At 44.9% G+C, this 11880-nt stretch carries 12 protein-coding genes and 1 tRNA gene; 10 read left to right on the top strand and 3 right to left on the bottom strand.

All coding sequences use genetic code 11. From position 1 onward, the window contains the following. Positions 1-115: 115 nt before the first annotated feature. From prmC to hemA, 3 genes are read right to left on the bottom strand one after another with little or no spacing between them, the layout of a single operon-like run. Positions 116-955, bottom strand: a complete 840-nt coding sequence (gene prmC, locus MASE_RS06875) for a peptide chain release factor N(5)-glutamine methyltransferase (RefSeq protein ID WP_014949019.1) — start codon at positions 953-955, stop codon at positions 116-118. Between the two features lie 36 nt (positions 956-991). Then, positions 992-2077 carry a peptide chain release factor 1 gene (gene prfA / locus MASE_RS06870; RefSeq protein ID WP_014949018.1) on the bottom strand — a complete coding sequence of 362 codons (1086 nt, stop codon included), beginning with the start codon at positions 2075-2077 and terminating at the stop codon, positions 992-994. 15 nt (positions 2078-2092) lie between these two features. Further along, positions 2093-3367 carry a glutamyl-tRNA reductase gene (gene hemA / locus MASE_RS06865; protein WP_014949017.1) on the bottom strand — a complete coding sequence of 425 codons (1275 nt, stop codon included), beginning with the start codon at positions 3365-3367 and terminating at the stop codon, positions 2093-2095. A gap of 131 nt (positions 3368-3498) precedes the next feature. Here hemA and lolB point away from each other — a divergent pair, with 131 nt between their 5' ends. The 10 genes from lolB to MASE_RS06815 all read left to right on the top strand — a co-directional run bounded on the left by lolB (position 3499) and on the right by MASE_RS06815 (position 11783). After that, the gene (gene lolB / locus MASE_RS06860; protein WP_014949016.1) at positions 3499-4125 is read left to right on the top strand and encodes a lipoprotein insertase outer membrane protein LolB; all 627 of its coding nucleotides are present in this window, start codon (positions 3499-3501) and stop codon (positions 4123-4125) included. Next, positions 4125-4991 (top strand): 4-(cytidine 5'-diphospho)-2-C-methyl-D-erythritol kinase, encoded by an 867-nt coding sequence (ispE, locus tag MASE_RS06855; protein WP_014949015.1) that lies wholly within the window; start codon positions 4125-4127, stop codon positions 4989-4991. The genes lolB and ispE overlap by 1 nt, the downstream gene beginning before the upstream one ends. A gap of 33 nt (positions 4992-5024) precedes the next feature. Beyond that, a tRNA-Gln gene (locus MASE_RS06850) sits at positions 5025-5100 on the top strand. A gap of 33 nt (positions 5101-5133) precedes the next feature. After that, entirely contained in the window at positions 5134-6081 is a 948-nt protein-coding gene (locus MASE_RS06845; RefSeq protein ID WP_014949014.1) for a ribose-phosphate pyrophosphokinase, read from the top strand. A gap of 255 nt (positions 6082-6336) precedes the next feature. Further along, positions 6337-6819: a hypothetical protein gene (locus MASE_RS06840; protein ID WP_014949013.1), complete on the top strand. Its 483-nt coding sequence runs from the start codon at positions 6337-6339 to the stop codon at positions 6817-6819. Positions 6820-6943: 124 nt separating this feature from the next. Continuing rightward, on the top strand, positions 6944-7945 hold the full coding sequence (gene ahr / locus MASE_RS06835) for an NADPH-dependent aldehyde reductase Ahr (protein ID WP_014949012.1): 1002 nt from the start codon (positions 6944-6946) through the stop codon (positions 7943-7945). A gap of 365 nt (positions 7946-8310) precedes the next feature. After that, positions 8311-8943 (top strand): 50S ribosomal protein L25/general stress protein Ctc, encoded by a 633-nt coding sequence (locus tag MASE_RS06830; RefSeq protein ID WP_014949011.1) that lies wholly within the window; start codon positions 8311-8313, stop codon positions 8941-8943. Positions 8944-8948: 5 nt separating this feature from the next. Beyond that, positions 8949-9530, top strand: coding sequence for an aminoacyl-tRNA hydrolase (pth, locus tag MASE_RS06825; RefSeq protein WP_014949010.1), 582 nt, complete (start codon positions 8949-8951; stop codon positions 9528-9530). Positions 9531-9571: 41 nt separating this feature from the next. Then, positions 9572-10663 (top strand): redox-regulated ATPase YchF, encoded by a 1092-nt coding sequence (gene ychF, locus MASE_RS06820; RefSeq protein ID WP_014949009.1) that lies wholly within the window; start codon positions 9572-9574, stop codon positions 10661-10663. Between the two features lie 277 nt (positions 10664-10940). Then, a complete protein-coding gene (locus MASE_RS06815; RefSeq protein WP_232362822.1) occupies positions 10941-11783 on the top strand; it encodes a peptidylprolyl isomerase in 843 nt (280 codons plus the stop codon). Positions 11784-11880: the final 97 nt, after the last annotated feature.

The following is an 11880-nucleotide window of genomic DNA, read 5'->3' as shown; positions in this document are numbered from 1 at the left end:
TGCTTTTTGAGGTCTTACAACCGCTTAATAGATACTAATGTAAAACAAAATATTAGCAAGTTTGCAATTAAATTTTGATAACTACAGGAAAGATAATTTCTTTGGAAGTTGAAAACTACTGCCACTGTCCTAGCGTTACACGGTCATTGTCGCCGTAGTCTTTAACAGTTTTGACTTCTACAAATCCCGCATCTACGAGCAAAGCGTTTACCGCAGCCCCTTGGTCAAAGCCGTGTTCGAATGCAAGTAAGGCACCTTTATTGAGATATTGCGGCGCGTTATTAATAATCTGTTTGATGTCGTCTAGACCATCACTGCCCGAGGTTAATGCTGTTTTTGGTTCAAAACGCACGTCGCCCTCATTAAGGTATGGACTGGATTCTTCTATATAAGGTGGGTTTGAAACAATAATGTCGAAGGTTTGACCTGCCAGCGCACTAAACCAATCACTTTGAACAAAATGCGCATTGGCTATGCTATTAGCTTGGGCATTACGGGTAGCAAGGTTCACCGCCCCCGCTTGAAAGTCTACGCCAGTAACGGATGCTTCTGGCAGTTCGCTCGCTAATGCCAACGCAATGGCGCCGGTGCCTGTTCCCAAATCACAGATTGATAAGGATGCAGAGGAGTGTTGATTTGCCCAATTAAGCACGTGCTCAACCAATACTTCAGTATCCGGTCGTGGAATTAACGTATCTGGCGAGGTAAACAGTGACAGAGTCCAGAAATCACGCTTGCCGATAATATACGCCACGGGCTCACCCCGTTTACGCTTGGCCACATCCGCTTCAAACTGCGCTTTTTGGGCGGCATCCAAGGTTTTATTAGGCCATGTGAATAGGTAAGTTTGTGACTTACCTAGAATGTTCGCCAACATGACTTTGGCATCAACAGAGGGTGACTCCCCACCCTCTAGTTGCTCAGCAGCCCATGCTAAGGCGTTGTCTATGCGCATTGTTTTTCTATAAACAGTTTGTGTAACAAGACAGCGTTATTCGTCAGAAAGAGAGGCCAGCAAATCGGCCTGATGCTCTTGCAAAATTGGGTCGATAAGCTGCTTAAGGTCACCCTCCACTACTTCGTCTAAACGATAAATAGTCAGGTTGATACGGTGGTCGGTTACACGTCCCTGCGGGAAGTTATAAGTACGAATTCGCTCAGAGCGGTCACCGCTACCGACTAGGCTCTTACGAGTAGAAGCCTCTTCTGCTGCTCGCTTCTCTTCTTCAATCTGATTTAAGCGCGCTTGAAGTACCGACATCGCTTTCGCACGGTTTTTGTGCTGTGAACGCTCGTCCTGACATTCCACTACCAAGCCTGTTGGCAAGTGAGTAATACGAATAGCCGAGTCGGTTTTGTTAACGTGCTGACCACCCGCACCTGATGCACGGAAGGTATCGATGCGAAGCTCTGCAGGATTAATTTCAATTGCCTGCGACTCTGGAATTTCTGGTAATACCGCCACGGTACATGCCGAGGTATGGATACGGCCTTGTGATTCGGTTTCTGGTACACGCTGTACGCGGTGACCGCCCGACTCGAATTTCAATACGCCGTACACGCCATCGCCGCTAACATTCGCAATGACTTCTTTATAACCACCATGCTCACCTTCATTGGCGTTTACTAACTCTACACGCCAGCCACGGCTTTCGGCATAACGGCTGTACATGCGGAACAAGTCACCTGCGAATATTGCCGCTTCGTCACCACCCGCACCAGCGCGAATTTCCAAGAAACAGTTGTTATCATCGTTAGGATCTTTTGGCAGGAGTAGCACCTGAAGTTCAGTTTCAAGGCGTTCAATTTCCGCCTTGGCATCTTTCATCTCTTCCTGCGCCATCTCGCGCATTTCGGCGTCGTCTTCATTCAGCATTTCCTGCGCTGAAGCCAAGTTTTCTTGTGCTTGCTGATAAGCATTAAAGCCTGCCACTACATCTTCTAGCTGACTGAACTCTTTTGACAAGTTGCGAAACTTATCCTGATCGCCGATAACTCCAGGGTCGCCTAACAACGCCTGAACTTCTTCGAAACGCTCGACTAAGTGTTCGAGTTTCCTAACTACCGACTCTTTCATATGCTTCTTATTACCTTATTTATTATCGTCTGACGAAAAGTCAGATAAATCTAATGCCTGTCCCATCCATCGGCTCAATGCCGGGTCATCGTGCATGGCAGCCTCGCGTAACGCTAAGGTTGTTGGGTGCAATAGCGTATTGGTTAATTTATACGCCATTTCTTCTAATACCGTTTCGGCATTTTTACCTTCCGCTAATTGCGCTTTGGCTTTTTCCACAATATCGTCACGCTGTGCCATGCCTTTTTGGCGATACTGTCTTACTAAATCTATCGATTGCTGCGACTGCTTCCACGTCATGTAGTCGCCAGCTTGTTTGTCGATGAGCTTTTCCGCTTCTTTTGCTGCTTGCTCGCGGTTTTCTAAATTCTTCTGAACAATATGCTGCAGATCATCAACAGTATAAAGATAGGCATCGCCTAGCTCGTTAACCTCTGACTCAATATCTCGTGGTACCGCCAAGTCCACCAAAAACATCGGCATATTTTTGCGCTGTTTAAGGGCTTTCTCCACCATCCCCTTGCCAATTAAGGGCAGTTGGCTAGCGGTAGAGCTTATCACGATATCAAAGTCTTTTAAGTGCTCTGGCACTTGCGATAAGGTAAACACACTCGCATCTAGTGTTTCGGCTAAGGCCTCTGCGCGGGCTACGGTTCTATTCGCCACCGCCAAACAGCTCACGCCCTGCTCTTTCAAATGCTGAGCCACAAGCTCAATGGTTTCGCCAGCTCCCACTAATAACACTGAACGTTTTGGTAGTTCAGCGAATATATGCTTGGCCAACTGAACGGCTGCATATGCCACGCTTACCGCGTTTGCACCTATATCTGTTTCACTGCGAACTCGCTTCGCCACCGAAAACGTATGTTGAAACAGCTTATCAAATTCGCTGCTCACCATACCTGAGTGTTTTGCATCACCAAACGCCTGCTTCACCTGACCTAAGATTTGAGGTTCTCCCAAAATCAGTGAATCAAGTCCGCTGGCTACACGCATAATGTGCTTTACCGCTTCATCCTGCGCGAGCACATAGCTGTTATTGGCAATCTCTTCTACATCCAAGTGATGGAAGTCACTTAACCATTGTAGAAGCTTTTGGCCGGTGTCGTCTTGAGTATTGACGTATAGCTCAGTGCGGTTACAGGTCGATACAATGACAGACTCATCTACGCCTTCCAGCTTTTTTAAACTCGCAAGCGCTTCCACCAGAGAATCCGGTGTAAAGGCCACTTTTTCGCGAAGTGCTACTGGTGCTGTTTTGTGGTTAATACCGAGGGCGAGTAAAGTCATTAAAATCTGTGCTGGCAACGTCGGAGCGGCATTGTACGAAAAACCCAAAATGATTGAAAGTGTTGGTGAAACTGTGTTCCCATAATGTCACAATTAAATGTGTTTTATTTTTATACAGGTAACGCGCCTTAATGATTCGCTTTATTTCCCTACTGTTGTTTCTCTGCTTCGTACTGAGCGCATGCACAACCGCTCCCAAAGGCCCAGAAAACGCGGTAAACCTCACGGCCCAACTTGAAAAAGTTGCTGAAGTACATAAGTGGCAAATGCGCGGAAAAATTGCATTTCGCCAAGGAAAGGAAGCGGCCAGCCTTAATTTAGTCTGGAAAAACGATTCCGGTGATTTTGATTTTCGATTAACCAATTTTCTAGGGGTAAGTCTGGTTAACCTTTACGTTACCCAGCAGCAGTCGGTATTAGAGGCTGACGGTGAAACGTATGTAGATGCTTTACCAGAACCACTTATTTATCAGATTACGGGAATGGTCATTCCGGTGGAATCACTATTGTCTTGGGTAAAAGGCTTACCGCTAGACGGTGATAAATTCACCCTAACTGAAAAAGGGTTGGTTAATACCCTAGAGAGCTATTGCCAAGGTTGCCGCAATTGGCAAGTTGCTTACGGTAACTACGGTAGTGTTGAGCTAGATGATGGCACATCTGTATGGTTGCCTCACAGCATAACGCTTACCCAGAATGAAACGCCGGACATGCCTAATACTCAGCTTAAAATTAAAATTTATCAGTGGACTCTGTAGTGAACTCATCTGTTTCAGAACATAAAGATTGGTGGCCTTCCCCCGCTAAACTGAATCTTTTCTTGCATATACTTGGCCGCTACGACAACGGCTATCACCAGCTTCAAAGTCTGTTTCAAATGCTGGATTACGGCGATGCACTCGCCTTTGACATAAGTACAGACGACACAGCCATTCGCATGGAAACACCTCTTGATGGTGTGCCAGACGATGACAATTTAATTGTAAAAGCAGCGCGACTGCTGGCAACAAAAACAAAATGTGATAAAGGTGCCGTTATTTCGTTAGACAAGCGCCTTCCTATGGGGGGCGGAATTGGCGGGGGTTCATCGAATGCGGCAACCACGTTAGTGGCGCTTAATCACCTTTGGAACACAGGGCTAAGTGAAGATGAACTGGCTGAGCTTGGGTTATCTTTAGGCGCTGATGTACCTATTTTTGTGCGAGGTCTAACTGCATTTGCAGGAGGCGTTGGAGAAGAGATAACGCCAGCTCCCCAAAAAGAACAGTATTTTCTTGTAGCGAACCCAAATGTTCATGTCAGCACAGCCGAAGTGTTCACCTCGCCGGATTTGCCCAGAAATACACCTGCGATACGTTGGGAAGACTATAAATTTGAAAAAACTTGGAATGATTGTCAGCAATTAGTCGCGAATCGCTATCCTGAAGTTGCAAAATTATTACAGTGGTTGGTACACTACGCACCGTCGCGAATGACGGGCACAGGTGCATGCGTGTTTGCCACTTTTTCTGACTACACTTTAGCCGAACAAGTTAGGGCTCAAATGCCTGAAACTTGGCAGAGTTTTGTCGCAAAAGGTGTGAATCGCTCACCACTATTAGACAAATTAGAACAACAAAGATAGCGTGTACGCCACATCGGACAAGAACTTAAAAATTGGGGTATAGCCAAGTTGGTAAGGCAGCGGGTTTTGATCCCGCCATTCGTAGGTTCGAGTCCTGCTACCCCAGCCAAACCTCTTTTATCAACGCACTGAGGAACCACTTGTGCCAGATATGAAGCTCTTTGCAGGTAATGCCGTACCAGAACTTGCCCAGAAAGTTGCCGATCGCCTCTACACCAAACTTGGAAATGCCAAAGTTGGCCGTTTCAGTGACGGTGAAATCAGCGTAGAAATTCATGAAAACGTCCGTGGCTCGGACGTTTTTATTATCCAGTCTACGTGTGCGCCTACTAACGATAACCTTATGGAACTTATTGTGATGATCGACGCACTACGTCGCGCATCAGCTGGTCGTATTACAGCAGTAATTCCTTACTTTGGTTATGCACGCCAAGACCGTCGTGTTCGTTCAGCTAGGGTGCCTATTACTGCGAAAGTAGTGGCTGACTTCCTGTCTAACGTTGGTGTTGACCGCGTACTTACTATCGACCTACACGCCGAACAGATTCAAGGTTTCTTTGATGTTCCGGTGGATAACGCATTCGGTACTCCTATCCTTCTTGCTGACATGGTAAGACGTGATTTTGCCGACCCTGTAGTCGTTTCTCCTGACATTGGCGGTGTTGTACGTGCACGTGCTACTGCGAAACTACTTAACGACACCGACCTTGCCATTATCGATAAGCGTCGCCCTAAAGCGAACGTGGCTCAGGTAATGAACATCATTGGTGACGTAAAAGACAGAGACTGCATCATTGTCGATGACATGATTGATACAGGCGGTACGCTTGCAAAAGCAGCCGAAGCACTTAAAGCACATGGCGCGCGTCGTGTTTATGCTTACGCAACTCACGCTATCTTTTCAGGTAACGCTGCAAACAACCTTAAAGAGTCTGTTATTGACGAAATTATCGTTACCGACTCTATCCCATTAAGTGCAGAGATGAAGCAAATTGGAAAAGTAAAACAGCTTACTTTATCTGAGATGCTTGCAGAAACTATTCGTCGTATCAGCAACGAAGAGTCTATTTCAGCAATGTTTGAATACTAAAATTTAAATATTGTTACTCCTACCAAAGAGCTGGCCCATGTAAGTGGCGCCGGCTCTTTTTTTACCTTTCTTTTTTCTTTGAAAGCGAACATCGCCTTAAAAATAAGAACAGTACATCAAGCCAAACACATTCCGTTTACGCCTTAAATATACTTTATTGCCGTTTTCCGACTCGTTAATGTGACTTTCTTTTCATCAATTTTAGGTTTAACGTTAAGAATTGTTGCGCGTTAAAACTACTATGAAGGACATAAAATGAAAACAAAAACACTATGCCTTGTTGCAGTAATTACTGCCCTTTTAAATACAACGGGCTGCTCTGGAGATGACGACTCAGTGAAACAAGCAGATCTTGAGAAACAAGGAACTGAAATGAAAGACAAATCTTCCACAGTTCAAGCTAATGATAAGAGTTCTATGCCCAAGGAACTGGTAGCCGAACCAGTTACTCAGGCTGAAGCCGTAGAAGATAATGCAAAAGGTGAAGTCACCATGAAGGGCAGTATTATTTATAAAGATCTCGAAGGCGGTTTTTATGCTTTTATTGCTGAAAACGGCGATCGCTATACGCTACATGGTTTAGATGAAACTTATCAAAAGAACGGCCTTGTTGTGGAAGTTAAAGGTACTCCTAAACCTGACATGATGACCTTTACGCAATTCGGTACGGTACTTCAAGTATCAAGCGTTAAAGTACTCGATACCAGTAAAGTCATTGATAACCTGCAAACACAATGATCGTGAATGTAGCTATGCGTGTAGCAAATTACTTATAAAGGTAATTAAGCTAGCGATTTAGCAATTATAGAATTTTTGCTTACGCGTTAATGTTGCGTAGCAACACTTAAAAGGACGGTTATTGATGATAAATGCATATGCCGCTAAAGAAGCGGGTGGAAAACTAGAAAAGTTTCAATACGACCCCGGTAAGCTTGGCTCACATGACGTTGAAATAGACGTTGAAAGCTGTGGTATCTGCCACAGCGACCTAAGCATGCTCGATAATGAATGGGGCATGACAGAATATCCCTTTGTGCCTGGTCACGAGGTTGTCGGCACAATTAGCCAAATAGGTGAACATGTAACGTCACTTAAGGTGGGACAGCGTGTCGGTTTAGGCTGGCATTCAGGCTACTGCAATAGTTGTAGAACCTGCGAAGAAGGCGATCATAACCTGTGTGCCGATGCTACGATGACCATAGGTGGTCGTCACGGTGGATTTGCAGATAAAGTCCGCGCCCAAGCACGTGCCGTTATTCCCCTTCCCGATGCTATCGATAGCACAAAGGCAGGCCCTCTTTTTTGCGGAGGTATTACCGTCTTCAACCCATTAGTCCAGTTTGGTATTAGTCCTACCAGTGAAGTGGGTGTAGTTGGTATTGGCGGCCTGGGTCATCTTGCCCTGCAATTTTTAAATGCGTGGGGATGTAAGGTAGTTGCGTTCACATCAAGCGAATCTAAAAAGAAGGAAGCGCTAGAGCTAGGTGCATCAGATACAATTAATAGCCGTGATGAAGACGAAATTAAAAAAGCGCGCGGTCGGTTTGACTTAATTATTTCAACCGTAAATGTGAAGCTAGACTGGAATTTGTACCTATCTACATTGGCACCGAAAGGCCGACTTCACTTTGTAGGCGCCACCCTTGAACCCCTAGATATTGGTGCATTTAACCTAATTGGTGGTCAAAAAAGCGTGTCGGGTTCGCCAGTAGGAAGCCCCGCGACCATTAAGACCATGCTAGATTTCGCAGCACATCACAATATTGAACCTGTGACCGAAACCTTCAAGTTTGAAGACGTGAATGACGCAATTGCGCGACTAAGAGACGGTAAAGCCCATTACAGAGTGGTGCTGACGAAGTAAACGCTTGTGTAAAAAGTTGCTATGTTCCCAAGGCCTGTTGACCTTGTGAAGCCACAGGAAAGAGACATTAACGGTCAAGTTAGTCTTAGCAAAGTGCTTTTTTCTATAAATATGATAGAAGCGCGCCAAGGTGCGCTTCTTCTATTGTGAGCAACGTGAACACTCACATTTGCTTGGTTGGATATTTTATCTGCCTTTGTAATTGTATGTTTTGGTAGGTGGTGTTAGAATTCGCCGCCCTTGAATTTTGGGCTGGTGTTTTATTGCGCATAAAAAGTTATTTTTAAACGTAATTCACATCATTTTACCGTGGGTTTTGGTCGCAAAAATCCACATCATTAGACTTATATTTTTGGAGACAGACAATGTCTGAAGCAAATTTCAAACTAGACGCTTCTGTTCGTACAGACCTAGGGAAAGGTGCGAGCCGCCGCCTACGTCGCGAAGATAAGCTTCCTGGTATCATCTACGGTGGTGAAGAAGCACCAGTTTCTATCACACTAGATCATAACAAAGTAAACAACTCTGCTGACTTTGAAGCGTTTTATTCTCACGTTCTTGAGATTAACCTTGACGGTAAAGTTGTTGAAGTTCTAGTTAAAGATATGCAACGTCACCCGTTCAAGCCAAAGATCACACACATTGACTTCCAACGTGTAATCGCTGGTCAAGACGTTCACACTAACGTACCACTTCACTTCGTAAATGAAGAGAAATCTGCTGCTGTTAAAGCTGGCGGTATTGCTGAGCACCACGTAACTGAAATCGAAGTTACTTGTCTACCTAAGAACCTTCCTGAGTTCATCGAAGTAGATATGGCTGGTGTTGAAATGGGTCAAACGCTACACCTTTCTGACCTAACTCTTCCAGCTGGCGTTTCTTCAGTAGAACTTGCGAAGAACGACGAAGCTCACGACCTAGCGGTTGTAACTGTTAAGCCTGCTCCTAAAGCGGCTGACACAGAAGAAGACGGCGAAGAAGCAGCTTCTGAGGAATAATCCTCTTGGCTGATATCCGCCTTATCGTGGGTCTGGGTAATCCAGGCCCCGAATATGAAAATACCCGACACAATGCCGGTGAATGGTTTCTCAACCAACTAGCCGACACCTACAACGCCCCGCTAAAACCAGAAACCAAATTCTTCGGTAAAACTGCTCGCATTACAGTTGCAGGCAAAGATATCCGTTTGCTCTACCCCACTACCTTTATGAATAAGAGTGGACAAGCCGTAGCAGCACTGGCTAATTTTTACCGCATAGAACCAGAACAAATATTAGTAGCGTTTGACGAGTTAGATTTACCCCCAGGTGTTGCAAAATACAAAGTGGGCGGAAGCTCTAGTCAAAATGGCGTGCGTGACATTGTGGCTAAAATGGGTAACAACAAGAATTTTTTGCGTTTGCGCATAGGTATTGGTCATCCAGGTCATAAAAGTCGCGTTACCGGCCATGTTCTTGGAAAACCACCAGCAGAAGAAAAAGCAGCCATTGAAAGTGCCATCGATGAAGCGGTACGCTGTACAGAAATTTTGCTGAAAGAAGACCTTAAGCAAGCACAAAACAGGTTACACTCGCACAAAGGGTAAACCTAGCCAGTTATCACTTTTCCAAACTAAGGATCCATACCATGGGTTTTAAATGCGGTATTGTTGGCCTACCAAACGTAGGTAAATCAACACTTTTCAATGCATTAACTAAAGCAGGTATTGAAGCGGCAAACTTCCCGTTTTGTACTATCGAGCCAAACACAGGTGTTGTTCCTGTGCCAGATCTTCGTTTGGACAAGTTGGCTGAAATCGTAAAACCTCAGCGCGTTATTCCTACTACCATGGAATTCGTAGATATTGCTGGCTTGGTTGAAGGTGCTTCTAAAGGTGAAGGTTTAGGAAACAAATTCCTTGCTAACATCCGTGAGACTGACGCTATTGGTCACGTAGTACGCTGTTTTGATGATGAGAACATTGTTCACGTTGCAGGTCGCGTTAGCCCTAAAGACGATATCGATGTTATTAACACCGAGCTTGCACTTGCTGACCTAGAAACGACAGAAAAAGCACTTCACCGTGTTGCTAAGCGCGCCAAAGGTGGCGATGCTGAAGCTAAGTACGAAATGAAAGTGCTTGAAAAGATTAAGCCACACCTAGATGAAGGTTTGTTACTACGTTCACTTGAGCTAACTAAAGAAGAGCTTGCGGCAATCAGCTACATGAACATGCTTACCCTTAAGCCAACCATGTACATTGCAAACGTGAATGAAGACGGTTTTGAAAACAACCCGTACCTTGATCAGGTTAAAGAAATTGCAGCAGGCGAGAATGCCACTGTAGTTGCAGTGTGCGCGGCAATCGAGTCTGATATTGCTGAGCTTGAAGACGACGAACGTGAAGAGTTTATGCAAGACATGGGTCTGGAAGAACCAGGTCTTAACCGCGTAATTCGTGCGGGTTACAGTCTTCTTACACTACAAACCTATTTTACTGCAGGCGTAAAAGAAGTACGTGCGTGGACCTTCCCTGAAGGCTCAACTGCACCACAAGCGGCAGGTAAAATTCACACCGACTTCGAAAAAGGATTTATTCGCGCTGAAATCGTAGGCTACGAGCACTTCGTTGAGTTCAATGGCGAGCAAGGTGCGAAAGACGCAGGCAAATGGCGTTTAGAAGGTAAAGACTATATTGTTAAAGACGGTGACGTTATTCACTTCCGCTTTAACGTGTAATTTCTATTGTAGAAATTAGCACTGTTTACTAAAGCCACCGCAAGGTGGCTTTTTTGTTTCTAGCGAATAATTGTGAAGCGCACATAGGCCTGATATAACTAATAAAAAATTAACGGCTTTTGTAATGACTATTAATCAGCTTTGCGCTTCGCTCCCTTTAACTTGCAGCAAATCACAGCACGCCAAACGGTTTTCTGTATTAAGAACCTCAATTAAAGCGTTGTGCTTGTTAAGCCTGGCTAATTTTTCTTTTGCCAGTGCCCCCCAAACTAACCCTGTGAATTCACAAATCAATAGCGACGCTGTTGAAAAGACAACAGCAATAGCGAGTAACACCGCCAGTTGGTATCAAGTACGTCACAGTAATACTGTGACGTTTAAAACAGCGTATGGTGATGTGGTTATTGCGCTTCACCCTGCCCTTGCGCCGAAACATGTGGCCAGATTTAAAAGTTTAATAGACGCAGGCTTTTATAACGAACAAGCATTTTATCGTGTAGTAGACGGGTTTGTGGCACAAGCAGGCAGTAACGATACTCACGATGCCTCAAAATTTCCGCCGACACTGCTTAAGCCAATCAACGCTGAATTTACCCAACCGCTCAATAGCAATGTCAACGTAGTTGAGAGCAAAGATATGTTTGCGCCTAACACCGGCTTTTTAGATGGCTTTCCAGTAGGCATTGATCAAAGCCGTAAAGAAATGTGGGGGCTTCACTGCCCAGGTGTTGTGGCTTTTGCTCGCAATAGCGAGAAAGATACGGCCAGTACGGAATTTTATATTGTGATTGGGCAAGCACCACGACACTTAGACAGAAATATGTCGGTCGTAGGTCGTGTAGTCCAAGGTATGGATATACTTCAAAAATTACCGCGAGGGAATTTGGACAGAGGTGGCGTTCTAGATGATATAACGCAAGAAAGCAAAATTAAGCAGGCTTTTGTGCATGCAAACAACGCTACACCTTATTTCTTACAAACGCCGCATCATGAAGAATATAAAAAACGGGCAAACACAGGAAGAAACTTAGATAACCCGTTTTTTCATGACAATACGTATGGCCCGCGCCCTATTGACGTATGTTATTACCAAACAAAAACCAGTAACAAAGCGTGGTAAATAGCTAGCTTATTTCGTGCAAGTTGTTCAATTTCACGGCTTTTTGCACGTATTTCGCCCTAATGCGCACACTTAATGAGCATTTAAAAAAAGTTAG

The organism is Alteromonas macleodii ATCC 27126 (assembly GCF_000172635.2).
GTDB lineage: Bacteria > Pseudomonadota > Gammaproteobacteria > Enterobacterales > Alteromonadaceae > Alteromonas > Alteromonas macleodii.
Note: the sequence above shows the minus strand (reverse complement) of the source record. Positions and strands in the feature narration are given on the sequence as shown.